The sequence below is a fragment of the Herbiconiux liangxiaofengii genome (genome assembly GCF_041927335.1).
Lineage (GTDB): Bacteria > Actinomycetota > Actinomycetes > Actinomycetales > Microbacteriaceae > Herbiconiux > Herbiconiux liangxiaofengii.
The window spans coordinates 104,846-128,490 of the sequence record NZ_JBHFHD010000012.1; the positions used below are offsets into that span (position 1 = coordinate 104,846).

General features: G+C 71.3%; 25 protein-coding genes and 1 pseudogene. 9 read left to right on the forward strand and 17 right to left on the reverse strand.

What is annotated here, in order from left to right; all coding sequences use genetic code 11:
* The first annotated feature begins 85 nt into the window (after positions 1-85).
* On the forward strand, positions 86-763 hold the full coding sequence (locus ACEXOR_RS13985; protein WP_374850303.1) for a Pr6Pr family membrane protein: 678 nt from the start codon (positions 86-88) through the stop codon (positions 761-763).
* A 31-nt stretch (positions 764-794) separates the two neighbouring features.
* Complete coding sequence (locus ACEXOR_RS13990; RefSeq protein ID WP_374850304.1) at positions 795-1,181, forward strand: hypothetical protein; 387 nt, start codon at positions 795-797, stop codon at positions 1,179-1,181.
* A 43-nt stretch (positions 1,182-1,224) separates the two neighbouring features.
* Here the strand turns inward: ACEXOR_RS13990 and ACEXOR_RS13995 are convergent, their stop codons facing one another.
* The 3 genes from ACEXOR_RS13995 to ACEXOR_RS14005 all read right to left on the reverse strand — a co-directional run bounded on the left by ACEXOR_RS13995 (position 1,225) and on the right by ACEXOR_RS14005 (position 4,462).
* Positions 1,225-2,493 carry a D-alanyl-D-alanine carboxypeptidase family protein gene (locus ACEXOR_RS13995; protein WP_374850359.1) on the reverse strand — a complete coding sequence of 423 codons (1,269 nt, stop codon included), beginning with the start codon at positions 2,491-2,493 and terminating at the stop codon, positions 1,225-1,227.
* Positions 2,494-2,538: 45 nt separating this feature from the next.
* On the reverse strand, positions 2,539-3,735 hold the full coding sequence (gene dinB, locus ACEXOR_RS14000) for a DNA polymerase IV (RefSeq protein ID WP_374850360.1): 1,197 nt from the start codon (positions 3,733-3,735) through the stop codon (positions 2,539-2,541).
* 148 nt (positions 3,736-3,883) lie between these two features.
* Entirely contained in the window at positions 3,884-4,462 is a 579-nt protein-coding gene (locus ACEXOR_RS14005; RefSeq protein WP_374850305.1) for a GrpB family protein, read from the reverse strand.
* Positions 4,463-4,556: 94 nt separating this feature from the next.
* On the opposite strand from ACEXOR_RS14005, the gene ACEXOR_RS14010 reads away from it, so the two are divergent.
* Positions 4,557-5,213, forward strand: coding sequence for a hypothetical protein (locus ACEXOR_RS14010; RefSeq protein ID WP_374850306.1), 657 nt, complete (start codon positions 4,557-4,559; stop codon positions 5,211-5,213).
* Positions 5,214-5,312: 99 nt separating this feature from the next.
* Here ACEXOR_RS14010 and ACEXOR_RS14015 read toward each other — a convergent pair whose 3' ends face one another.
* Together ACEXOR_RS14015 and ykgO are read right to left on the reverse strand one after the other, a co-directional pair.
* Positions 5,313-6,008, reverse strand: a complete 696-nt coding sequence (locus ACEXOR_RS14015; RefSeq protein ID WP_374850307.1) for a hypothetical protein — start codon at positions 6,006-6,008, stop codon at positions 5,313-5,315.
* A 93-nt stretch (positions 6,009-6,101) separates the two neighbouring features.
* Positions 6,102-6,224, reverse strand: coding sequence for a type B 50S ribosomal protein L36 (gene ykgO, locus ACEXOR_RS14020; RefSeq protein ID WP_123446985.1), 123 nt, complete (start codon positions 6,222-6,224; stop codon positions 6,102-6,104).
* 50 nt (positions 6,225-6,274) lie between these two features.
* Here ykgO and ACEXOR_RS14025 point away from each other — a divergent pair, with 50 nt between their 5' ends.
* A complete protein-coding gene (locus tag ACEXOR_RS14025; protein ID WP_374850308.1) occupies positions 6,275-7,369 on the forward strand; it encodes a GTP-binding protein in 1,095 nt (364 codons plus the stop codon).
* A gap of 12 nt (positions 7,370-7,381) precedes the next feature.
* Here the strand turns inward: ACEXOR_RS14025 and ACEXOR_RS14030 are convergent, their stop codons facing one another.
* From ACEXOR_RS14030 to ACEXOR_RS14045, 4 genes are all read right to left on the reverse strand, one after another.
* Positions 7,382-7,678 (reverse strand): hypothetical protein, encoded by a 297-nt coding sequence (locus ACEXOR_RS14030; RefSeq protein ID WP_374850310.1) that lies wholly within the window; start codon positions 7,676-7,678, stop codon positions 7,382-7,384.
* Positions 7,679-7,793: 115 nt separating this feature from the next.
* Positions 7,794-8,075 (reverse strand): ArsR/SmtB family transcription factor, encoded by a 282-nt coding sequence (locus tag ACEXOR_RS14035; RefSeq protein ID WP_374850311.1) that lies wholly within the window; start codon positions 8,073-8,075, stop codon positions 7,794-7,796.
* Positions 8,076-8,145: 70 nt separating this feature from the next.
* On the reverse strand, positions 8,146-8,673 hold the full coding sequence (locus ACEXOR_RS14040) for a GNAT family N-acetyltransferase (RefSeq protein WP_374850312.1): 528 nt from the start codon (positions 8,671-8,673) through the stop codon (positions 8,146-8,148).
* Between the two features lie 110 nt (positions 8,674-8,783).
* On the reverse strand, positions 8,784-9,620 hold the full coding sequence (locus tag ACEXOR_RS14045; RefSeq protein WP_374850313.1) for an alpha/beta fold hydrolase: 837 nt from the start codon (positions 9,618-9,620) through the stop codon (positions 8,784-8,786).
* A 275-nt stretch (positions 9,621-9,895) separates the two neighbouring features.
* Between ACEXOR_RS14045 and ACEXOR_RS14050 the strand changes: the two genes are divergently transcribed.
* Positions 9,896-10,570 (forward strand): DUF998 domain-containing protein, encoded by a 675-nt coding sequence (locus ACEXOR_RS14050; protein WP_374850314.1) that lies wholly within the window; start codon positions 9,896-9,898, stop codon positions 10,568-10,570.
* Positions 10,571-10,580: 10 nt separating this feature from the next.
* On the opposite strand, the gene ACEXOR_RS14055 is transcribed toward ACEXOR_RS14050, so the two are convergent.
* The 3 genes from ACEXOR_RS14055 to ACEXOR_RS14065 all read right to left on the reverse strand — a co-directional run bounded on the left by ACEXOR_RS14055 (position 10,581) and on the right by ACEXOR_RS14065 (position 14,449).
* Positions 10,581-11,165 (reverse strand): hypothetical protein, encoded by a 585-nt coding sequence (locus tag ACEXOR_RS14055; protein WP_374850315.1) that lies wholly within the window; start codon positions 11,163-11,165, stop codon positions 10,581-10,583.
* Positions 11,166-11,266: 101 nt separating this feature from the next.
* Complete coding sequence (locus ACEXOR_RS14060; RefSeq protein ID WP_374850316.1) at positions 11,267-12,184, reverse strand: cation-transporting ATPase; 918 nt, start codon at positions 12,182-12,184, stop codon at positions 11,267-11,269.
* A gap of 114 nt (positions 12,185-12,298) precedes the next feature.
* Positions 12,299-14,449 (reverse strand): DUF262 domain-containing protein, encoded by a 2,151-nt coding sequence (locus tag ACEXOR_RS14065; RefSeq protein ID WP_374850317.1) that lies wholly within the window; start codon positions 14,447-14,449, stop codon positions 12,299-12,301.
* Positions 14,450-14,614: 165 nt separating this feature from the next.
* Here ACEXOR_RS14065 and ACEXOR_RS14070 point away from each other — a divergent pair, with 165 nt between their 5' ends.
* Entirely contained in the window at positions 14,615-15,157 is a 543-nt protein-coding gene (locus tag ACEXOR_RS14070) for a TetR/AcrR family transcriptional regulator (protein WP_374850318.1), read from the forward strand.
* On the opposite strand, the gene ACEXOR_RS14075 is transcribed toward ACEXOR_RS14070, so the two are convergent.
* On the reverse strand, positions 15,154-17,007 hold the full coding sequence (locus ACEXOR_RS14075; RefSeq protein ID WP_374850319.1) for an alpha/beta hydrolase: 1,854 nt from the start codon (positions 17,005-17,007) through the stop codon (positions 15,154-15,156). The genes ACEXOR_RS14070 and ACEXOR_RS14075 overlap by 4 nt on opposite strands.
* A 203-nt stretch (positions 17,008-17,210) precedes the next feature.
* Between ACEXOR_RS14075 and ACEXOR_RS14080 the strand changes: the two genes are divergently transcribed.
* Complete coding sequence (locus ACEXOR_RS14080) at positions 17,211-17,984, forward strand: hypothetical protein (protein WP_374850320.1); 774 nt, start codon at positions 17,211-17,213, stop codon at positions 17,982-17,984.
* Between the two features lie 68 nt (positions 17,985-18,052).
* Here the strand turns inward: ACEXOR_RS14080 and ACEXOR_RS17290 are convergent, their stop codons facing one another.
* The 4 genes and pseudogenes from ACEXOR_RS17290 to ACEXOR_RS14095 all read right to left on the reverse strand — a co-directional run bounded on the left by ACEXOR_RS17290 (position 18,053) and on the right by ACEXOR_RS14095 (position 21,392).
* Positions 18,053-18,763: an OST-HTH/LOTUS domain-containing protein gene (locus tag ACEXOR_RS17290; RefSeq protein WP_445451952.1), complete on the reverse strand. Its 711-nt coding sequence runs from the start codon at positions 18,761-18,763 to the stop codon at positions 18,053-18,055.
* Positions 18,761-19,330, reverse strand: a pseudogene (locus ACEXOR_RS17295) (NYN domain-containing protein); the annotation flags it as partial. The pseudogene ACEXOR_RS17295 and the gene ACEXOR_RS17290, both read right to left, overlap by 3 nt.
* 195 nt (positions 19,331-19,525) lie before the next feature.
* On the reverse strand, positions 19,526-20,350 hold the full coding sequence (locus ACEXOR_RS14090; protein WP_374850322.1) for a M23 family metallopeptidase: 825 nt from the start codon (positions 20,348-20,350) through the stop codon (positions 19,526-19,528).
* A gap of 298 nt (positions 20,351-20,648) precedes the next feature.
* Entirely contained in the window at positions 20,649-21,392 is a 744-nt protein-coding gene (locus ACEXOR_RS14095) for a DeoR/GlpR family DNA-binding transcription regulator (protein ID WP_374850323.1), read from the reverse strand.
* Between the two features lie 56 nt (positions 21,393-21,448).
* Here ACEXOR_RS14095 and ACEXOR_RS14100 point away from each other — a divergent pair, with 56 nt between their 5' ends.
* Together ACEXOR_RS14100 and ACEXOR_RS14105 are read left to right on the forward strand one after the other, a co-directional pair.
* Positions 21,449-21,835, forward strand: coding sequence for a DUF4406 domain-containing protein (locus ACEXOR_RS14100; RefSeq protein WP_374850324.1), 387 nt, complete (start codon positions 21,449-21,451; stop codon positions 21,833-21,835).
* Between the two features lie 64 nt (positions 21,836-21,899).
* On the forward strand, positions 21,900-23,621 hold the full coding sequence (locus ACEXOR_RS14105; protein WP_374850325.1) for a cation:proton antiporter: 1,722 nt from the start codon (positions 21,900-21,902) through the stop codon (positions 23,619-23,621).
* The last annotated feature ends 24 nt before the right edge of the window (positions 23,622-23,645 follow it).

Consider the following 23,645-nt stretch of genomic DNA (forward strand, 5'->3'; position numbering starts at 1 on the left):
CAAACCGGCCATTGCGTCGCGAAAAGTCGTGCTCACCGGCGAGTGAGCACGACTTTTTGCGACCCAAGGGGCGTTGAATTGCTGCATGAGAACTGTGACGGGCGTGGTGCGGCTGGCTGTGGGCGTGGGGCTCGCGCTCACCATCGGCATCCAGATCGCCGACCGGGTGGCGAACGACGCCTTCGACCCGTGGGAGTACTTCAGCTATTTCACCATCGAGACGAGCCTGTTCAACATCGTGGTGCTCCTCGTGGGCGGGATGCTGGCTCTGCGCAGCCGGGTCGATCCGCAGCTGTTCACCACGGTGCGCATGGCCACCCTGAGCTACGCCATCGTGACGGGGGCCGTGTACAACCTGCTGTTGCGCGGCATCCCCTCCACCGACAGCTTCCAGGCGCTGAGCTGGCCGAACGAGGTGGTGCACGTGTGGGTGCCCATCTTCCTGGTGCTCGACTGGCTGCTCGCCCCCGGCCGGCCGGCGCTGCCGTGGCGGGCGCTCTGGGTGGTTCCGGCCTATCCCGTGGCCTGGGCCGTGTACACGTTCATCCGCGCCGGAGCCAGCGGGGGAGAGATCTACCCCTACCCGTTCCTCGACCCGGCCACGGCCGGCTGGGGCAGCGTCTTCGCCTACGTCGTGGCGCTCACCCTGGTGCTCGTGGGGCTCGGGGCGCTCGCGGTCACCTACTCGCGCCGCGTCGGGCCGAACCGGATGCGCGAAACCGGACGACGCAATCCGGAACAAAAGCGGGCAGCGATGCGTTGACGCACAATGGATTACGGATGAAGGAGACCCCATGAGCCGCACCGAGAGTGTGCCGACGATCGCTGAGCCGGTGCACGAGCTCATGTCGCCCGAGCAGAACGTGACCCGCATCATGAAGACGGGCACCGTCTGGTTCGGCGTGGCGGTGGGCGCTTCGGCGTTGGTGCTGGGCATGCTGCTGTCGTCGGGCTGGCGCCCCGACATCCTGGAGCCGGGCGAGGGTGTCATGTTCTGGCTGGGTTCGTTCTTTGTGGCGCTCAGCATCGGCCTGATCGGCTGGTCGGGCTGCCCCATCCTCGAGGTCGACGTGCCGACGGCCGACCGCAACAAGTCGCGCACCATGCAGCTGGGAACACTGCTGTTCATCGTGGGCGGCGCGCTCGCGATGTTCGCGGTGCTGCTCGGGCCGGCGCTCTAGTCGGTATCCGCCGCCGAGCGGCTCGCCGCGAGCGGCTCGCGGGCTAGCCCTTCAGGTCGCTCGCGAGCACGAGCGGCACCTCGACGGTGGTGGCTCCGAGCGTGAACGCGGCGGAACCCACGACCTCGCCCGCCACACCCGAGCTGCGCTCCGACAGGGTGACCGAGGCCGTGACGGGCGTGCCGGCGAAGACGGTCGCTGTCCGCGCATCCCTCGCCACCGCTTGCACGACCTCGCCCGACGACGCGGTGTAGCCGCCGAACGACTGGCCGGCCTGCGCGAGCACCAGCTCGGAGAGCCCGGCTCGAGCGCTGGCGAGCAGTGCGCGGGTCGAGGCGAATCGCGCGTCGAGCGACGGGGTGCCGAGCACCACCGCCACGAGCGTGGCCGATGACGACCCCACCGGCACCACAGCCGACGTGAGCAGCGTGAAGCCGGCGTAGCTGGTGGAGCCGGTCTTGAGCCCGTCGACACCGTCTTCGCCGAGCAGGATGTTCTGGTTGGCGATGGTGCCGAGGTCGGCCTGCTGCTGGCTGGACTGCCCGGTGATGGCCAGCAGGGCGGGGTTCGCGTGAGCGAGGGATGCGACGCGAAGCAGGTCGGTGGGGGTCGAGGCGCTGCCCGGGTTCAGCCCGCTGGCATCGGCCAGCGTGGTGGCGGTGAGGCTGTGCGCGTCGAGCCAGGTCCGCGCCGCCGCGAGGAAGGCCTCCTGAGACCCGAAGGCCCAGCGCGCCGCCGTCTCGGCGTAGTTGTTGGCGCTGGTGAGCAGGGTGATGGCGAGGGCGTCGTGCAGGCTCACCTGCTGGCCCACGCGCATCGGCTCGGTGAACTGGCCCTGGGCCTCGACCTCGGCGGTGACGTCGAGATCGGACTGGGTGAGGGTGATGGTTGGGCCCTGGTCGGCCGTGCCGTCGTCGGCGGCCGGGGCGAGCGGATGCGCGTCGAGCACCACGAGCGAGGTGATGACCTTCGTGATGCTCGCGATGGGCACCGGGGTGGTGGTCGCGGGCTCGGACTGGCCGAGCAGCTCGACGCTGCCGTCGGCCGCCGCGATGCCGACGGCGCCGACACCCTGACCGGTCTCGGGCAGCGCGAGGGCGGCCGGGGCGGTCGGCGGGAACACGGGGGCGTTCGTGGTGACGGCCGCCGGCGCGGCTGAGGCGATGGGTGCGGTGCCGGGCGCCCCGCTCGCCGACCCGGGACCCGCATCGGGGGCGGTGCAGCCCGTGAGAACGATGGCCACGACCAGGGCGAGCGTCGCCGCCGGGGCGGCGGGTCCGGTGGTTCGGGGTCGTCCGGCGGTTCTGCGCATCACCGCCTCAGCCTAGGCGTGGCTCCGTCTGCTTCGCGGCAGTGTTCACTCGTGCTCGGGGAGCACGGGCGACGACCAGCCCTCGTCGCGGTCGAGCTGCCTGGCCCGGCTCACCGAGCCCGCTCCGAACCGGTCGCGCACGGCATCGAGCACCGTGTCGAGGCGCGCGTCGTCGTTCCAGTCGATCGGCAGTTCGGGCTGAAGGCTGTCGGCGCGCGCCAGCTGTGCGAGCGAGATGCCGATCAGGGTGATGCCGCGCTCGGCGATCTCGGGCTGCGCAGCGGCGAGCAGCTGCCGGGCCACGGCGAGGAGCACCGCGGTGCGATCGGAGGCGGAGCCCACGGTGTGCGAGCGGGTGGCCTTCGTGAAGTCGCCGAACCGCAACCGCAGCACCACGGTGCGGCACACCCGGCCGCCGTCGCGGAGCCGCCGTCCGAGCCGATCGACGATCTGGGTGAGGAAGAGATCGAGCTCCTCCGGCGACCGCGGGCGGGTGCCGAGCGCCCGCTGGGACCCGATCGACGACCGCCGGCGCGCGGTGTCGACCGGGCGCGGATCCTGCAGGCGGGCCAGCGCGTGCAGGTGCGCGCCGGCCGAGCGGCCCAGGAGGTTCTCGGCGGTCGAGGCCTCGAGCTCGGCCAGCTGCCCCACGGTGGTCACGCCGAGCCTGTGCAGCTTGGCAGCGGTCACGGCACCGACGCCCCACAGCCGTTCCACCGGCAGCGGGAAGAGGAACGCCTGCTCCTCGTCGGGTTCCACCACGAGCAGGCCGTCGGGCTTGCTCACGGCGCTGGCCACCTTGGCGAGGAACTTGGTGCGCGCCACGCCCACCGAGATCGCGAGCCCCACCTCCACCCGGATGCGCTCCCGGAGCCGCACCGCGACCTGCTCCGGCGTGCCCGCGATGCGCCGCAGACCGCCCACTTCCAGGAACGCCTCGTCGATCGAGAGTCCTTCCACGAGCGGCGTCGTGTCGCGGAAGATGGCGAAGACGGCGCGGCTGGCCGCGGAGTAGGCCTCCATCCGCGGCGGCACTACGATGGCATCGGGGCAGAGCTCGCGGGCCTGCCGCCCTCCCATGGCGGTGCGCACCCCGCGCGCCTTCGCCTCGTAGCTGGCCGCCAGCACCACGCCGCCGCCCACGATCACCGGCCGGCCGCGCAGCGACGGGGCGTCGCGCTGCTCCACCGAGGCGTAGAACGCGTCGAGGTCGGCGTGCAGCACCGTGGCCTGGCCCCGCATCCCGTCTCCTGCCTCGCGCGGTGCGGTTCGCGCGTCGCGCCCGTCATCCGTTCGTTCTGGGATGCTCGCACGCACCGGAGACATCGGCCCGGGCAGGCAGGGTCAGGCGCCGAGGGTCGGGCCGGGCGGGTCGGGCGGGTCGGGCCGGTCACTGCTCGCGGGCCGCCCTCGCGCGGGCCTTGATGGCCACGATCACCTCGGTCTTGGCGTCGGCGTAGTCGTTGGTGTCGGTCCAGTCCCGCTCGAACAGCTCACGCTTGGTGCGTTCGTACAGGGCCCGGTCGTCGGCGTCGCGCCGCAGGTGGTCACGGAGCAGCAGGTACTCGGCGACGGCGGGGTCGTCGTGCTGGTAGATGTGCACGTGCACGTCACGCTCCGGGGTGCGCACGAGGCGGTGCCCGGGCTCCCGAACCCGCAGCCGGTAGCCGGCGGCCAGCATCGGGTCGAGGTAGTCCTCCTCGGCGGTGATGTCGTCGACCGACACCACGATGTCGATGATCGGCTTCGCCGCCAGACCGGGAACCGAGGTCGACCCGATGTGCTCGATGCCGAACCCGTGGCCCGCCTCCGCGTTGGTCGCGAGGGCTTCCCGGATGCGCGCCCGGTGCTCGAGATACCGCTCGGGCCAGCGGTCGTCGTAGTCGCGGAGGTCGGTGTGGAGCCGTTCGGGGCCGCCGATCAACTCGAGGGAGGAGACATCCGGTCGTCGTGGTGGGGTTCGGTTCACCGGCTCATTCTGGCAAGGCGTGCTGGGAGATCTCGGGCCGTGTGCGTGTCAACCTAGCGTTGACATGCACACCTCGGCTGCCTAGCATCGAGGCATGATCGAATCGACCTCCCCGTCCCCAGGATCGCTCACCGCGCTGGCCTCGGCGCTCGATGGCGACGGCTCGTCGCCGGTCGCCCCCGGCGACGAGATCGAGCTGATCGCGCGGGCCGACGAGCTGTCTCGGCTGTCGCAGGCCCGCCTGTACGAGCTGGTGGCGGTGGCGCGCGACCGCGGCATCCCGTGGCCCGCCATCGGCGCCGCTCTGGGGGTGAGTCGACAGGCCGCTTTCAAGCGGTTCGGTGCGGCGGGCCAGGACAAGCCCGGCGCCGAGGGGGTCACCATCGACCTGATCGACCGCACCGTCGCGGTGTTCCAGGCCCTCGACGCCGACGACTACGACGCCGTGAAGGCGCACATGACCTACGCCTGCGCGCGCGCCCTCAGCAAGCGGCGGGTGATGCAGATGTGGAGCACGGTCGTCGCGTCGTCGGGCCGCCTGGAGGGCTGCGACGACTCGACCGTGCAGACGCCCGACGGCCGGAGCGCGCTCGGCAAGCTCGCCAACCGGCATCTGCTCACGGGTGCGGTGGTGCAGACCACGCTGCGGCACGAGGCGGGGGAGTGGCTGGCGCGCGTGGCCTACAACGGGTCGGGCCGGATCACCGGGCTGCTCGTGGCGCCTCCCGGAGCCCGCGACCTCGCGTTCTGACGGGGCGCGTCGGTCGAGCTGCTCCGGCCTGGCCCGACGCTCTCGCGCGTCTCGGCCCGGCCTGGCCCGACGTGCCGGCCCGGCCCGGCTCGGCCGTGTTCAGCGCATCAGGTCGAGCACGGCCACGCCGGCACCGAGCGCCCACTCGTTCGTCAGCGACGCCAGCTCCGGCACATCCTGGAGCACCACGCCGCCCGAGGTGAGAACCACCACCACGTCGCCGCGCACCACCTGCACGCCCGTCGCGTCGAGCTGAGCGGCCGGGTCGTAACCGCCGCCCACCTTCAGCGCCCAGGCGCCCGCGGCCGTCACCCGCGGGTCGTCGACGTTCCAGCCGAGTGGCTGCATGCTCTCCTCGGTATACGTCGGATCGTGCGAGACCCCGAGCGAGATCGCGCCGTACGACGCGAGGTCGGTGCTGCCGTCGGCCGTGGCGGTGGTGTACCAGCCGCAGCCGAGCGCCGGGCCGTCGGAGCCGTTCGCCACGCCGTTCTCGGTGTCGGCGATCTCGACGAGCCCCGCGACAACCGGCCCGAGGGCCGCCTTCACCTCGTCGCAGCTCGGGAATCCGTCGGCCGAGGCGCTCGAGGTGGCGTCGGGTGTCGGGATGGCCTCGTCCGGCGAAGTGGTCGCGTCGGTCTGGCTCGCCGCCGGCCCTGCTCCCGCATCCCCGGAGCCGGCGTCATCCGCTGCATCGACGGCGCCGCTGCAGCCGGTGAGGAGGGCGCTCGTGAGCGCCAGCACCGTGGCTGTCAGCACGAGGGTGCGCGGGGCTGTCGTTGGGCGTGGGGCCATGGGGCGGTCCTCTCCTCGTTGTCGAATCCGGTGACGAGGTTACCGATGACGCGGCGCAGGATTCAACCGGCAGTGCCTTCCCGCCGTCCTCATTCAGCCCTGACGGGCCTTGAAGCGCGGGTTCAGTTTGTTGATCACGAAAACGCGGCCGCGCCGGCGCACCACCTGCGACCCCGGCATCGACTTCATCGACTTCAGTGAGTTGCGGACCTTCATGACGACCTCCGGTTGTTATTGAGAACGATTCTCAAATACAGTAACTCACCATGAGTGACCGAATCGACCTCTCCTCCCAGCGCGGGCTGGCCATCACCCTCGTGAGCGGCAGCGACGTCGCCGACACGGCGCGGGTGTGCGAGGTGCTGAGCGGCAGCACGGCCGAGAGTGGATGCCGCGAGTTCGACGTGCCCGACGTCGACGAGGCGGGGCTGGCCCTCGAGCTCGCCTCGCGCTTCGCCGACGAAGCCGCCCGTTCGCCGGCCGGTCTCCGGGTGGTGGCGCTCGAACCCGCCATCGATGTGATGGAGGTGGGGCTCGTGCTCGAGCACATCCTCGAGTCCAGCCGGCTCGTGGCTCCCGTCTGCATCCAGGACGTGGTGGCCGTCTCGTCGACGGCGGAGATCGTGGGCTGCCTCATCGGGGCGGCGGACCCCGTGTCCGCGGTCGCCGCGGAGGCCGGCGACATCGAGGTGCCGGGCCGCCTGGCAGCTCGGCTGGAATTCGCGAGCCTGATCGTGCTGAAGGATGCGGGGGCCGCCCCGCCGGAGTCGCGACTCGTGCGGATGCTCCTGGCGCACCTCGCGCCGGCGGCCAGGGTGCTGACCCTGGCCGAACTCAGTGAACTCGCCGAGAGCTCCCCACTGCGTCGGCTGCACCGGCTGCCCGTGCGGGGTCGGGCTCACCGGCTCGGTGCGTCGATGGGCTGGCAACTGCACCTCGCCGAGGGGGCACCGGCGGCCGGCGACCTCGGGCCGATCGGCGTGCACGTCTTCCGCGACCCGCGTCCGTTCCATCCCGGACGCCTGTTGGCGGCGATCGAGAACGAACTCACCCGCGAGCGGGTCGGTCGGGTCGCGCGATCCCGCGGGTTCGTGCGCCTGGCCACCCGCCCCGACACGGTCGGCTCATGGTCGACGGCGGGAGACGTGCTCGATCTCGGCCCGACGGCCCTCCGCAGCTGGGATCCGGACTCGCCGATCGGTCAGGAGATCGTCTTCTTCGGGGTCGAGCTCGATCGCGACCGCATCGACGCGGCCCTCACGGCGTGCCTTCTCGACGGCTCCGAGCTCGAGGCGGGCCGAGACGCGTGGGCGCGCTACCCCGACCCCTTCCCGGAGTGGGCGGCGACCCACCACCACTGACCCGATGGGGGTCTAGTGCTCGTCGTAGTGCTCGCCGTGCGCGGCGTGCTTGTGGCCGTCGTGGAGGTAGTCGACGTGACCGTCGTGGTCGACGGTGTCGTGGCCGCAGTCTGCTCCGTGGGTGTGCTCGGCGCTCGTGTGCTCCGCCACGCTCTCGTGCTCGTCGTAGTGGTCGTCGTGCAGGGCGTGGTGGTGGGTGCCGTGCACGTAGTCGACGTGCCCGTCGTGCTGAACGGCCTCGTGGCCGCAGGTGGCGCCGTGCTCGTGCTCGGTCACGGTGTGCTCGGCGTGGATCTCGGTGGTGCTCATGGTCGGCCTTCCGCTCGTCTCGGGTGAGTCGTCGTCCTCATCGAGGCGACTGCACCAGCTTGACTGAAACATAAGCACATTGCAATATGTGCGGGTAATTGAGAGACGTTCTCACTCACCTCTCCAGGGCGTGCCGCACCGCGTCGTCGACGATGTGGGAGACGTGCTCATCCGCCACCTCGTAGTGGGCCTCCCGGCCGCTGCGGCGCACCGACACCAGCCCGGCCGCCCGCAGGTTGCGCAGGTGCTGCGAGACGAGCGGCTGCGACAGGTCGCTCTCCTCGGCCAGATGCCCCACCGTCGACGAGCCGTTCGCGAGAATGCGCAGGAGCTTCAGCCTCGACGCCGACGAGAGCGTCTTGAAGAGTTCGGCAGCGGGTTCCAGATCCTCGTCCATCTGTACATATAAACAGACATGAATGCATCCGGTGCCGGCGGGCAGCATCCGTCGGCGTGCGGGAGGCCGTTCAGTCCAGGCCGAGCGCGAACACGACGTCGGTGTAGCCGGCCGCCGCCTCGTCGAGGTCGGGCCGGCGGGTCAGGCCGCCCCGAGCCGCCGTCCGCTGCGAGGCGACGTTGTCGGCTGTGGTGTAGGCCACGAGCGGATGGCGCTCGCCGAGCGCGTGCCAGCGCGCCACGGCCGCAGCCACCAGCTCGCTCGCGAGCCCCCGGCCCCACGCCGCCGGCGCGAACCGGTAGTACAGGTTGTACACCAGGCGCCCGCGCCACTCGACCAGGCGGATTCCGCCGAAACCGATGACGGTGCCCGGGGCCTGTCGGTCTTCGACCGCCCAGTAGCCCTGGCCGTCATCGGCCCAGGCCGCCGCCCATTCCCGGGCGCGCGCGTCGGCACCCGGTCGTTCCGTCATCGGCCCGGCCGGGTTGTGCGCGTTCGTGCGTGGGTCGGAGTGGATGACCCAGATCGCATCGGAATCCTGCTCGGTGATGGGGCGCAGGCGCAACCGGTCGGTCTCCAGGGTGCTGTGCTCGTTCACGCCGACATGCTACCCACCGCGACCGACGGGCCGGGACAGAGCCGATCGCCACCCCGCCGACGCGAACGGCGCACCCGGGGTGTGCCCGGGTGCGCCGTTCGCGGTCGCCGCTACTGCTGGATGAAGGCCAGCAGGTCGGGGTTGATCACGTCGGCGTGCGTCGTGAGCATGCCGTGCGGGTAGCCCTCGTAGATCTTGAGGGTCGAGTTGCTGAGCAGTTCGTGCTGCTTCAGCGAGGCATCCTTGTAGGGCACGACCTGGTCGTCGTCGCCCTGCGTCACCAGAACCGGCACCGAGATGGCCTTGAGGTCGTCGGTCTGGTCGGTCTCCGAGAACGCCTTGATGCCCTCGTAGTGGGCCAGGGCGCTGCCCGTCATGCCCTGGCGCCACCAGTTGTCGACCACCGGCTGCGACAGCGTGACGCCCTCGCGGTTGAAGCCGTAGAACGGCCCGGATGCGACGGCCACGTAGAACTCGGCCCGGTTCGCCGCCAGCGCCTCGCGGAACCCGTCGAACACCGAGATCGGGGTTCCGTCGGGGTTGGCGTCGGTCTGCACCATCAGCGGCGGAACGGAGGAGACCAGGACGGCCTTCGCCACGCGCCCCTGGGGCTCGCCGTACTGGGCGACGTAGCGGGCGACCTGGCCGCCACCGGTCGAGTGGCCGATGTGGATGGCGTTGCGGAGGTCGAGGTGCTCGACGACGGCGTTGGCATCACTGGCGTAGTGGTCCATGTCGTGACCGGTGCCGATCTGCGACGAGCGGCCGTGACCGCGGCGGTCGCTCGCGATCACGCGGTAGCCCTTCGATAGGAAGAACAGCATCTGGGCGTCCCAGTCGTCCGACGACAGCGGCCAGCCGTGGTGGAACATGATGGGCTGGGCATCCTTCGAGCCCCAGTCCTTGTAGTAGATCTCTGCGCCATCATCCGTGGTCACAAAAGGCATGATCGATCTCCATTCTCATGTCGAACCAAGCCGGGCTCGGGACGACCAGTGGGCATTACACTCCGCGACGAAGCGGAGCGTGGCTTCACACTAACTCCGGGGCGAGGGCGTGTTGAGGGCTGAGTCGAGGGTTCCGACATCCGTTCAGTCAGTTCGCTCTGAAGGTCGCTCCGAGCGCCCACCGCCGGCGGCCACCGGGTTCTCACTGCGGCATGCCATCATGCTGTACCGGGACGCCGCCCCGCCCGCTTCGACCGTTTCGTGGAGGACCACTCATGGCCAGTGCACCGCCGGAGTTCGACCGCCAGGCCGCGGTGGTGCGCTCCCTGCTCGGCTGGGGAGTGGTGGCGGGCCCGTTCTTCGTGGCCTTCAGCCTCGTGATCGCGGCCAACCGCCCGGGCTTCGACCTCGGCGCCGACTCCCTGGGCCTGCTGCTCGTCGGCGGGTCGGGCTGGGTGTTCGGCATCGCCCTGGTGCTCTCCGGGGCCATGACCATCGTGGCCGCCTCCGGCCTCTGGCGCACGCCAGACTGGCCGCGCACGGCGGCCGTGCTGGTGGCCGTGTACGGCGGCTGCCTGGTGCTGAGCGCGTTCGCGATCCCGGATGCCGCCGGCTCGGTCACACCCACGGTTCCCGGGGTGCTGCACCTGGTTTTCGGTGCGATCGGCTCGCTCACGCTGGGGGTGGCGGCCATCGTGGCGGGCGGCTGGTTCCGCCGCCGCACGTCACGCGGGTCGCTGTGGTCGCTCGTGGCCGGCATCGTCGTGATCATCGGCTTCGCGGCGGGCGGCGCGGTCGAGCCCGAGTCGGGCGGGGTGCTGTTCACCTGGCTCGGGATGATCGTGGGCTGGCTGTGGCTGGCCCTCACGTCGATCGCCGCCTACCGTGCGGTGCCGCACCCGCTCCGGTCGCACCGGCAGGTGCCGGGGGATGAGGCGCTCGGGGGGTAGGCGCGGCTGATCACGAGGCGGGGTGGTAGTACAGCGCCACGTCGACGGGGTCGCCCGACGCGGTGAACAGGAACTCGGTGCCGCCCTCGGCGGCGGTGAAGTCGCCCGAGGTGAGAGAGCCTGTGCACGGCCCGGAGATGACCGGCGACGCCACGCCCCCGGTCGTGATGGCCAGGACGAGCTCACCGCCGCCGCGGCACGCCAGGTGGAACGAGTAGTCGCCCGGGGCCAGGCTCAGGGCCGTGACCCGATGGCTCTGGGTGGTCTCGGCGTCGAGGTGGGCGGTGATGCCCTCCGGGGTGTTCTCGAGGCCGAACTGCGTGGTGACGTCGGAGGCGATGCCGTCGGTCCACCGCGTCGCGTCGGCGGGGTCGTAGGGAGCGCTGGGGTCGGTGGCCGAGAGGGCCCTCGAGGTGGGCGACGGGGTGGGGGTCGCCGTCGACACGGCGCTCGGGGTGCTCGGGGTGCTCTGCGTGCTCGCTGTCGGCGAGGCCCCCGCATCCGACTGCCCGCCCGTGCACCCGGCGAGCACGGCCGCACCCCCCAGTGCAGCGGTGGCCGTGACGAGACGGATGGACCGGCTGAGGTTTCGCATCACTCCAGCCAACAACAGGCGACAGCGGTCTCGCCGACCTGCCAGGGTTCTTTACGGTTCGCGTCGCCCGGGTCGCGGGGCGCAGCCGGCTCGGCGGGGACTCAGCGGTCGAAGAGGTTGCCGAGGCCGCCGAGGCCGGGGATCTCGAAGTTCGAGCCGAAGTCGGTGAGCTGCTCACCCAAGCCCGTGGCCTGTTCGCCCACGCCGGTCACGGCATCCGTCGCCCCCGCCGCGAGGTCGTCGGCGCCGGTGGCGAACTCGCCCAGGCCGCCGCTCAGGGCCTCGAAGTCGACACCGAGGTTCGTGGCCTGCTCGAGCAGGGGAGCGGCCACGCTGCTCACGACCGCACCGCCGGCGACGGCGGCGAGGAGTCCGCCGGCCACGCCGAGCCCGGCTCCCGCGACGGCACCGGCGCCCACGCCGAGGCCGGCTGCGCCGAGGGCTCCGGCGCCCGAACCGCGTCCCGCACCGGCGCCCGGGGTCGCCTTGGCGAACAGTCCCCGCAGGAGGCCCGGCTTGTGCGCCTCGCCACGGGTGGCCGCCCGCGCCAGGTCGTCGGCCGACGCCGAGGCCGGTTGCTCATAGGGCGGCAGTTCGGCGCGCAGCCGCGACTCGACCTCGGCGCGCTGCGCCGGGGTGAGGCGCCCGAAGGCGTCGCGGTGCACCTGTTCGAGCTGCGCCGGGTCGGCGGTCTTCAGCAGGTAGTCGTAGCGGGCGATGGCGGCGCGGTCGTCGGCGCTCAGTGCGCTGCCGTGCGCCGGGGCCGGGGCCGGGGCAGAAGCCGGGGCCGGGGCCGGCGCGGGGCGAGCGGATGTCGCCCCGGTGCTGTGCGGCGTCACCGAACCCGGGCTACCCGCTCCCGACCCGCCGGTCACCTTGTCGGCCGCCGTGCGCACGAGGTCGCGCCAGTCGGGAGAACCCGATTTCCCGGCGCCGGCACCGGCCGCGCCCGTCGACGTCGACCCCTTCTTGTCGAGGGCCTTCGATGCCAGATTCAGGATGCGCTGCAGGTTGCTCACGGGGGCCTTCCGGTTCGGGTGAGGACGGGCGGTACGGTTTCCACCCTGTCGGCCGAACATTTGCAGCAGCCCCTAAACGGCCCGGCGAACGCCGAGCATCAGGTCTGCACCCGCCTACATCACCGCGCCGACGTAGGAGTACTTCACGAACACCTCCGAGGCGATCCCCGCCTCGTCGAGCACGCCCTGCACGGCCGTGAGCATGTACTTCGAGTCCCACCCCATGTAGAGGAAGTTCTCGGTGTCGAGCTCGTCCCAGTGACCCGTCCATGCCCGGCCGTCGTAGATCGGGCCACCGCGCCGCGCGCTGAACGAGATCACGGCCGGCCGCGCATCCGCCCACAGCCGCTTGAAGATGCGGTTGAACAGGTACTTGACGTCGTACACCTCCCAGTGCTCGCCGCGGTACTCCACGTACTCGAACTCGCGCTCCCAGCCGCGCGGCCAGCCCCGGCGGCGCACGGCGTCGAGGATGGGCGTGAGGTTGTCGTCGTCGATCAGCGCCGTGCCCGGCCGCTTCCACACCTCGAGGAAGCGCGCGGTCAGCTCCACCGTGCGTGCGGCGATCGCGGCCGTGCCCCAGACCTCCAGCGACGCGAGCGCCGAGGTGAGCGGCACCTCGCTCGCCGCGTACAGCCCGCGCTTCGCCGGGAACGACTGGTCGAAGGCCCGCTCGGCCAGCCCGTGCTCCAGCAGTGCCAGGTTGCCCAGCGTCTGCGCCAGGGCGCGGTGGCTGTTCTGCTCGTCGTCGCTGTAGTCGGCCCACTCGCGCTCGCCGTCGCCGCTCCAGCTGTCGGAGGGGGCGAGCGGTACGACGTGCTCGATCTCGAGGCCGGGCGACGCCGAGCCCGCGGTCGAGGCGACTCCCGCCAGCCGGCCGAGCACGTACGCGGCGTGTGGCAGCTCGGTGTACTTCAGCCCCACCTTCACGCGCTCATCCGACGGCGTGATGCGCGAGAACGCGTGCTCGAGGCTTTCGGCGCCCTCGGCCCGGGCCCGGCACAGCCGCGCCACGAGGCGGTCGTTCGTGAGCCCCACCACGGTGCGGCGCAGCAGCAACGACTGCACGTTCTCGAGCAGCTCGATCAGCCCCGCCGTGCCGAGCTCGCCGAGGGCGTGGTCGCGGTACGCCCGCATCACCAGGGGGTACAGGCCGCGGCCGAAGGTGTTCACCCAGCCCAGCTGCCGGGCGATGGCCGGGTCGGTCTCGAGCGACGGGTCGAGCAGGATGCGGTAGGCCGCCGAGAACTCCCGCCACTCGGTCGCGTGCCGGCGCAGGGTGGCCAGGTCGAGTCGGGGGAACTCCTGCCGGAAGGCGTCATACACGCCGCGCTCCCCGGCCACCACCACCTCGCGGCCCGTGGTCATCACCAGGTAGTGCCGCCAGAAGCTCGCGATCGACTCACCCGTGTTCTGCTCGATGGGCAGCCAGTACTCGTCCTCGATCTCGCTCTGCTCGGCGTGCGAGAGCCCCATCAGCACGTAGTTGTGGATGAGCTCGTGGTCGCGCAGCGGCTCGCCCGTGGAGTTCAGGCTCTCGAAGATCTGCTGCGCGTTCGCGTCGGGGCCGAGCGTGATGGCCACGTGCTCGAGCTTCTGCAGCCCGCGCCAGATGCGGGGGGCCTCCTCGGCCCGGATCTGGCTGCGGAAGAACGCGTAGTTGTCGTCGAAGCGCGATTCCCGCAGCTGGTCGCCGGGCTCCCGCCGGTCGAGCACGACGCTCTCGAACACCTCGGCCCAGGCGCGGTGGGGCCGCAGCCGCGTGCTCATGCGGGGTGCGGCGGTGCCGGCGCCGGTTCCGGATGCCGCGTCACCCCGCTCGCGCACCAGCACGCGTTCGAGTTCCGTGGCCAGCTCGGGGTGGTCGTCGCGGATGGTGTGGTGGAGGGCCGCGATCAGCAGCATCAGGGTGGTGATGCGCTGCTGGCCGTCGATCAGCACGAGGGCGGCGTCGTCGCCGTTCGTGCCGTCGGTCGCCGTGTTCTGGGTCGCTGTGTTCTGGGTCGCTGTGTTCTGGGTCGCCGTGTTCTGGGTCGCCGTGTTCGCGGTCGCCGTGTTCGCGGCCGACAGGATGGATCCGATGAAGTGCGTCTGCGCGTCGTCCGACTCCGCCACGGCCCGGATGTCGCCGAGCAGCTGCTCGCAGCCGCCGATGTCCCACCGGTACTGCCGCTGGTACACCGGCACCACGATGGTGGTCTCGGGGTCGGAGAGCCAGCCGATCGTGTTCACGGCGGTGGCTTCGACGTTCGTGGCAGTGACCATGTTCTCGCTCTCCCCGGGGCGCCCGTGGCGCCCGAGGTGCCAGGGCGCGCAGCCGCCGAGTCTAGCCGACGCTGCTGACGCCGGAGCGGGGCCGCGCGCGGCTCGCGTCAGCGGAACGAGGCGCCACCGCCCCCGCCGGTCAGATGCGTACGTTACGGTCGCAGCATGAGAAGCACGGCCGGCGCGCGCCGCTCCGACGCGGCCCGCGAGGCCCTCGGCCACTTCGCGCGGGGCGGTTTCGACGGCACCCCGGTGAGCGCGGTCGCCGACGCCCTCGGCGTCTCGCAGCCCTATCTGTTCAAGCTCTTCGGCAGCAAGACCGGGCTCTTCGTGGCCTGCGTCGAGCTCTGCTACGACCTGATCGAGGCGAACGCCAGGGCCCGGCTCGCCGCCGCAGAGGCCGAGGGGCGGGCGGGCAGCCTCGACGACATCGGCGACGCCTTCCGCACCACCATCGCCGACGCCGACCTGCTCGCCTTCCAGCTGCAGGCCTGGGCGGCCTCGGCCTCGCATCCCGGTCAGCCCGAGATCAGGGAGGTCGTCTCTCGCCGTCTCCGCAGCAGCCTAGAGCTCAGCCGGGAGCTCACCGGGGCCACTGCCGACGAGGTGAACGAGATGTTCGCCCGCGGGACCCGATTGGTCGTGACGACGGCCCTCGACATCCGGTTGCTCGAGAACGAACCGGATGCCGAGAGCCCGTCGCGCTAGCCGGTGACGGTGAGCGTGTTGGTCACCGACACCAGGGCCACGGTGGCCGCCATGATGAACCCGCCGATGTAGGGGTTGTTCGTCACCCGGTAGAGCTTGCGCGAGACCACGGCCGCCACCGCGAGGATGACGATCACCGGGAACAGCCAGATGCTGAAGATGCCGCCGAACCCGGGCACGAGCTCGCCGCTGGTGAAGAACACCGTGTACTGCACCACCACCAGCACGATCGGTGCGAGCGAGTTGAACAGCGCGAGCACCGCGGTGTTCACCCACTCCCTGCCACCGAGGGTGAAGCGGTTGAACACGTTGATGGCCACCGAGTTGGCGAAGAAGTACACCAGGAAGAACGGCAGCACCAGCAGAGCCAGCGGGATCTTGTCGGGCGTGAACCACTTCACCGCGATCACCCAGATGCGGAAGTCGGTGGTGAAGAAGTAGTCCACCACGGCCACGATGCCGAACGCGGCCACCACCACGACGAGCCCGAGCAGGATGCCCTGGAAGAACTTCTTCCAGCCGGGCAGCATGCCGCCCGCCCTCAGGTCGACGCCGGCCTTCCGGCCGAAGGCGAAGTACGACACCGTCATGATGATGAGCGCCGCGCCGCCGTTGATGGCGGCCCACAGGGCGATGAAGAACACCGCTCCCTGCGGGAACAGCGAGGGCACGGAGTTGAAGGCCAGCGTGCCGATCGTGTCGTTCTGCGAGAGGGCGACGTAGGTGGCTCCTGAGATGAGGGCGGAGACCACCATCGAGCTCCAGAACCACACCAGGCCGCGGCGGGTCTGCGGTCGGGCGGGCTCGATCTCGGTGCGGCGGAGCCCGGCGAACGCGCGGGTGGCGAGCAGCGCCTTGGCGAACGCCACCAGGAAGATGCCGAAGCCGATCAGGCCGAGGGTGGTGAAGAACTCCTTCCACTGCCACACCTGGGCGCCCGGGTCGATCGGGTTCGGAGCTCCCAGCGTGGTGTCGAAGTAGTCGATCACGTCGGAGGTGGTGCCCTTCGAGAACGGCCCCCACGGGTGGGTCTGCGCGGGCGTGTAGAGGATGCGCTGCGCGTCCTGACCGTCGACCGACTGGGTGTAGAACTCGCCGGCCTCGCGCTGCTCGGTGTCGCCGGCGGCGGGATCGGCCCCGAAGTTCAGGAACGACTGGGCGTTGGGCGTGCCGACGAAGTCGCGCGGAGCCGTGAGGGCCACGCCGTTCGCGTCGTAGCTGCGGAAGAAGAACTCGTCGTACTGGTCGGCCACGAGGCCCACGTCGCGGGAGCCGTAGATGTTCGTGTACGCGCCGTCGGCGTCGGCGTAGAACGCCTCGTTGTCGACCAGCAGCACCGACTTGATCAGGGGAGTGGGAGCCGCATTGTCGGCCACCACGCTGTAGTTCGCGGCGCGGGCGCCATTGGAGTGACCGGTGATGCCGATGCGGTCGGTGTCGACGTAGGGCAGATCGGCCACGAGCTTCACGGCGTCGTAGAGGCCGGTGCCGTTGACCGGGATGTCGGCGTTGGCGAGCGGCTCGGAGTTGCCGTGCCCGTACATGTCCACCGCCACCACGACGTAGCCGCGGCGGGCGAGCTCGACGAAGTTCGCGTCCTGCATCTCGCGGTTGTTCCACCAGCCGTGGGTGACCACGACGGCGGGGGCCTTGTCGTCGGCGGTGGCGGTGTCGGGCTTGTAGAGCAGGGCGCTGAGCATCTCGCCCGAGGAGGTCTCCCACCTCATGTCCTTCACGGCCACGTGGCCGCTGTCCGTCTGCACCAGGGAGGCGCCGATCGCGGAGACGAAGCAGAGCGCGAGGGCCACCGCCAGCCAGATCGCGTTGCGCCGGAATAGGTTGAGCTTCATTGCTGTCCTTCGAGTAGTGACTGGTCGCTAACCATAATCTCCCGCCGAGCGGCGCTCCGGCCGATCGGGGCGAATTGCACATCTGTGCACGCGACAGGCCCGCCGGAGGCCTCGGACTCTTGTCAGGGGGCCCGATGTAGGGTTGCCTAAGTTCGGGCCTGTTAAAACGTGCTGGCCCTTTACGAAAGGACATGATTCGCGTCATGGGTTACATCAAGTCCGCCGCTCTCGAAGAGACCGGCTACGTGGTTCTCGACCGCTACAACAAAGAGATCGACCCCAAGGAGTGGCTCGACATCGAGTATGTCGACTGGAAGTCGTCGGGTGACACCCGCTTCTCTCCGCTCGCCAGCGCCAAGGGTGAGATCGAGTGCAACGGCTTCTGGAACCACAAGCCGCCGCGCACCGACAAAGACGGTGTCTGGATCGATTCCCAGACCGCCATCGCCCCCACGCTCACCGAGCGCGCGAAGGAGCCGGGCGCGAACGTGGGCCGCTGCCGCGTGATCGAGCTGCAGCCCAACAGCTACGCCGACGCGCTCTACAACCTGCACCAGGACGACAACAACCGTCTGAACCCGGATGGCACCGGCTGGGTGGTGCGCGGCTTCTTCAACCTCACCGACGACAAAGACAGCTACTTCGTGCTGCGTCACAACCGCACCGACCCCGAGGGTGAGGTGCGCATCGCACTGCCCGCCGGCGCTCAGCTCATCGTCGACACCCAGCGCCTGTGGCACGCGGCTTCGCACCCCGGTGCCGAGCCCCGGTACTGCCTCATCACGTCGTGGGAGTCGGGCCCCGAGCTCGACGCCTACATCGAGAAGTACAACGGGGTGAACCACGTCGACAGCGTCGAGGTGGACCAGGAGGTCCTCGACGCCGGCCAGGCCGAGCAGACCCGTCGCATCGCCGCTCGCGCCGCCGCCCTCGCCGCTCGCGGCCAGGCGGAGAAAGCGGTCATGAGCGAGGCCTGATCTCCGCTCGAACGCGAAAGGCCCCGGACCGATGGTCCGGGGCCTTTCCCGTCTCCGCGGAAGGAGCGTCAGTTCTGGGCGGCCAGCTCCGGCGAGAGGCGCACGAGGCGGGCCGTCGACGACTCGTCGATGTCGGCGATCGACTCGCGCGACTTGATGAAGTCCGAGAACGAACGGAACCCGAGGGCCTTCTCGCTGAACGACGGGTCCATGCGCTTCATCTGCGTCTTCACCTGTGAGCTGTGCAGCCACTCGGCGTCGTCCTTCTCGTGGCCGAGGCGCAGGGCGCGCTCGAGCAGGCTCGAGGCGAGCGCCTGGGGGTCTTCGGGCTCGGGCTCGGGCTCCGGCTCCTCCTCGATCACGTCGGCCGGGAACTTCGCGCGGCGCGGGCCCCGCTTCTTCGCGGCCGGCGGCGAGACCTGCTCGAGCGCATCCTGCAGCAGGCGCTCGGCGGCGGCCACGTCGGCGGCGACGGCGGCCGAGCTGTCGTCGGTCGAGCCGGTCGAGCCGGCGGTGGTTCCGGATGCGGCCGACGCGGGGTCGGCCGTCTCCTCGGCACCCTGGGCTGCGGCGGCGGCCGCGGCATCCGTCGCCGGCTTCTTCGAGCGGCGGCTGCGCGACGAGGGCGCCGCCTGGGTGCCCTCGGCGGAGCCGGCCGTCTTGTCGTCGGTGGTCGTGCCGTCTGGCGTCTTGTCGTCGCGCGCCGCCTCCTTGGCGGTGCCCGCTGCCGCCCGGGCGGCATCCGAGGCGGCCCGTGCGGCCTGCGAGGGCGACTTCACGCCCGGCAGCGCGTCGTAGGTGGCGAACTCGTCGCAGGCCGCGGCGAGCGAGCGGCTGGTGGAGCCGGCCACGCCGATGCCCACCACGTAGCGGCCGAGTCGCTTGCAGCGCTGCGCCAGCGCGATGTAGTCGGAGTCGCCCGCGACGATCACCACGTGGGTGAGGTCGGGCAGTCGGAACATGTCCTCGATGGCGTCGACGGCGAGGCGGATGTCGGCACCGTTCTTCGCGTACGCCGCCGCCGGGAACAGCTGCACCAGGTCGACCGCGCGCCCCACGAGCTGGCCGCGGTAGTCGGCGTTCACGGGCGCCGACCAGTCGGCGTACGCCCGCGTGAGCACGAGGGTGCCGAACGAGGAGGCGAAGTCGATCACGGCGCCGATGTCGACCGTGGCCTCGCGCAGTTTCTCGGCGGTCTCGGCATCCGGCTGCGAACCCACCGAGCCGAAGCCGCGCGCCTTGTCGCGCATGAACTGGCTGCGACCGTGAACCTGGTCGTAGCGGGAGATGATGATGTTGTCGAAGTCGATGTACACGGCGACGCGGGCGTCGGCGGATTCGGTCATGGAGAGCTCGTCTCGATCGGTGGCCAACCTCCAGTGTGGCCCGCGCGGGGCTCGTGCACCACTCGGTGCGGCCCGCGGCGGGTCGGAGAGGTCGGCCGGGCTGGGGTGGATGCGGGTCTGGGGTGGATGTCAGGGCCGGGGTGGATGGCAGGGCTGGGGTGGCTGGCCGGGCTGGGCCGGGGCTGTCCGGGTCGGTCAGTTGTGGGCGGTGAGCCAGGCGAAGGGGTCGACGGGGGTGTCGTCCAGGTGGATCTCGAGGTGCAGGTGCGCGCCCGTGGACGTGCCCGTGTTGCCCACCGAGCCGATCGCCTGGCCGGGCAGCACGGCCTGGCCCTCGGTGACGAGCGGTGACCCGCTGAGCATGTGACCGTACCAGCTGCTCACGTTCTGGCCGTCGATGACGTGGTCGATCACCACGTACACCCCGAGGCCGCCCGCGTCGGAGGACTGCACCAGGCGCACCACGCCGGCCGCGACCGCGTTGATGGGCTTGCCCTGCCCGGGGGTGAAGTCGACGCCCTTGTGGTTCGTGCTGCCGATGCCGCCGGGCGAGGAGCGCGGCCCGAATCCGTCGCTGATCGGCACGCCGACCGGGAACGGCCACTGCACGGCGCTGTCGGGGTTGTTCGTGAAGGTGGAGGCGGTGCGGAAGCCCACGGCAGCCGCCTTGGCAGTCGCGGTGGCGACGCGCTCGGCGGTGCGGGCCGCCGAGAGGGCCTCGGGGGTGGTGGCGTCGTAGCCGTCGCGCCAGACGGCGGGGGTGTCGCCGGAGGCGGTGAGCAGCTGCTGCGCGTCGGGCGCCTCGGCGGTGACCGGCGCGGCGCCGAACGAGGTCGCGGGCTCGGCGGCGGCCAGCGACGTGGCGGCGGCCAGCAGCGCGGCGAACGACAGGGCAGCGGCGGCGCGCAGCCGCGGTGGCCGGGGGCGGCGAGCCGACACCGGCGCGGAGCGGGCGGGCTCGTCGGGTGCTCGAGCGACGCGGGCCTGCACGGCGCGTTCTTGCACGGTGCGAGCCTGCACGGCGCGTTCCTGCTCCCGCAGTGCGCGCCGGCTGGGCAGAGCGACGGACGGGGATGAAGGGGAGGTCGACGACATTCGGGGTTTCGGGTTTCGCTTTCGTTCTGCGGGCCAGGGTTCGGCCGGCGCAGCTGACCAGGAGACGCCTCGGCGCATCCGGTGCTCCCAGCAACTCTAAAGACGTCTCATAGGTGATAGCTGAGTGTGCCGACCGGTTCGCGCACGTCTGCCGGTCGCCGACCCCCTCCTCGCCCCGGTGGTGGATGCGCGTGCGCGAGGCGCCGCGTGCGCGAACCCGAGGTCAGGGGCGGGTGCGGGCGGTGAGGGCGGGGAGCAGGGGGTTGGTGTCGTGGGGGTCGGTGATGAGTTCGGCGACGGCGTCGAGGGCGAGCACCGGATAGCGCGACACCGCACCGATCTTCTCCTCGCTCGCGAGCACGTACACGTCGGCGCTGCGGCCGGCGAGCACCCGCTTCGTCACGGCGTCGTCGAGGTCGCCCGTGGTGAGGCCGTGCTCCGGATGCACGCCCGTCACCCCCAGGAAGAACGCGTCGGCCGAGAGCCGGGCCGCCGCCTCGATGGCGAGCGGACCGCCGGCCACGAGGGAATGCCGGGTGAGCTCTCCGCCCAGCAGGATCACCCGCGCATCCGTCGTCTCGGCCACCCGCAGGGCGACCGCCGGGCTCGGCGTGATGACCGTGAGGCCGGCGCCCGCCGGCAACAGCCCGGCCAGCAGCAGAGCGGTGGTGCCGCCGTCGATGACGACGGTCGAGCCGGGGCGGATGCGCTCCGCGGCGGCCCGGGCCACCCGCTCCTTGCTGGCCGTGGCGAGATTCAGCCGTTCGGCCACCGGGCGATCGGCCGGGGGGACGGGCAGCGCCCCGCCGTACACGCGTATGCACGCTCCGGCGTCGGCGAGCTCGCGCAGGTCGCGGCGGATCGAGTCCTCCGACACCTCGAGCTCGGCGGCCGCGCTCTTGGCCACGATGCGGCCGTCGCGGGCCAGCAGCTCGAGCAGGTGGGTCTTGCGCTGGCTCGCGAGCATCCGTACTCCTTCACGATGTTGCAGGTTTGTACGTGTTTAACGATAGTGTCTGCGGCATGCAGAAGCCACTCGTCATCCTCATCGCCGGCCCCTACCGCTCCGGAACGGGCGGCGACCCCGACGCCATCGCCCGCAACCTGGAACGCCTCGAGCAGGCCGCCGCGCCGATCCACCGTCTCGGCCACATTCCGATGATCGGCGAGTGGGTCGCGCTTCCGGTGCTGCGGGGGCTGGACGCGAACGGCGGCGCCGCGGCACACGGCGTCGAGGGCGGCGGCGAGGGCGACGTGATGTACGAGGTCGCCAGCCGCCTGCTGCAGCACTGCGACGCGGTGCTCCGGCTGCCGGGCGACTCGGTCGGCGCCGACACCGACGTGGCCATCGCGCGGGAGCGCGGGCTGCCGGTGTACGTCGAGCTCAGCGACATCCCGGCCGCGCGGTAGGGGTCGCCGGGCGGCGTTCCGCAACCCCGGGCCGATGCGGTTCGACCCGGATAGGGTCGGGACAATGGAACTGGGCCTCTACGGAATCGTCGCCGTGGCCGTCATCGTGGCCGTCGCGGCGTTCTCGAAGCGCCTGGGGATAGCGGCACCCATCATCCTCGTGGTGGTGGGCCTCGGGCTGTCGTACCTGCCCGGGGTGCCCGAGGTCGAGGTGCCGCACGAGATCGTGCTCGACGGCCTGCTGCCGCCCATCCTCTACGCGGCCGCGGTGAGCGTGCCGGTCGTCGACTTCCGCCGCAACCTGGCGCCGATCGCGAGCCTGTCGGTGGTGCTGGTGATCGTCACGGCCTTCGCCACCGGTTTCCTGCTGTACGCGCTGCTGCCCGACCTCGACTTCGCGGCGGCGGTGGCGCTCGGGGCCATCATCAGCCCTCCGGATGCGGTGGCCGCCACCTCCATCGGCCGTCGCCTCGGCCTGCCCCCACGACTGCTCACGCTGCTGGAGGGCGAGGGGCTCGTGAACGACGCGACCGCCCTCGTGCTGCTGCGCTCCGCGGTGGCCGCCGCCGCCGGAGCGCTCGCCTCGCCCTGGGCGGGCGTGGCCGACTTCTTCTTCGCCGCGAGCGTGGCCGTGGTGGTGGGCATCGCGGCCGGTGCCGTGACGGTGTTCGTGCGCTCGAAACTCACCGACCCGGTGCTGGACACCGCGCTGTCGCTGGCCGTGCCGTTCGTGGCGTTCATGCCGGCGGAGCAGCTGGGCGCATCGGGGATCCTGGCGGTGGTGGTGGCTGGGCTGTACACGGGGCACGCGGCGCCCACGAAGTTCTCGCCGCAGTCGCGCATCAGCGACCGCATCAACTGGCGCACCATCCAGTTCCTGCTCGAGAACGGCGTGTTCCTCTTGATCGGGCTCGAGATCCGCACGCTGATCGAAGACGTCGACCCCACCGTGCTGGGCGTGGCGGACTCGTTCGGCATCGGGTTGCTGGCGACCCTCGCGCTCATCCTCATCCGGTACCTCTGGGTGGGGCCGCTGGTGTTCGGGTTGCGGCTGCGCGAGCGGAGGGCGGAGAGATCGACCTACCGCGCCCTGCTGGCGCTCTACTACTACCGGACCCATCCGGTCGACACGAAGCACCAGGCGCGCATCCGCAACCGGCTCGAGCGCGACTTCGGGCGGCGGCGCAGCGACCTCGAGACGCAGCGGCAGGAGCGCATCGACTGGCGCGGCGGCATCGTGCTCGGCTGGTCGGGCATGCGCGGCGTGGTGACGCTGGCGGCCGCCCAATCCCTTCCGGAGGAGACCCCGTACCGGCCGCAGCTCATCCTGATCGCGTTCACGGTGGCGGTGACCAGCATCGTGCTGCAGGGGGGAACGCTGCCGTGGCTCATCCGGGTTCTCGGCGTTCAGGGCATCGACGCCAAGGAGGACCGGCGCGACCTCGCCCAGCTGCTGGAGACCATCAGCGGGGCCGGGCTCGAGGCGCTCGACGACGAGGTGGCGAACCGCACCGACGTGGTCGACCCCGACGTGGTGGAGCGGGCCAGGCAGACCACGTTCCTGCGCACGGAGGCGGCCTGGGAGCGCGCGGGCCGCCGGGAGACTCCGGATGAGACGCCGCACCGGCTGTTCCGCGAGCTGCGGCTGGCGATCGTGGCGGCGGAGCGGGAGAAGATGCTCGAACTGCGGTCGCTCGGCACGTATCCCTCGCGGATCCTGGCCGAGGCGCAGGCGCTGCTCGACCAGGAGGAGACGCGGCTGCGCCGGCGCCCTGGGGCGCACTGAGGGGCACTGAGGCGGGAGACCCGG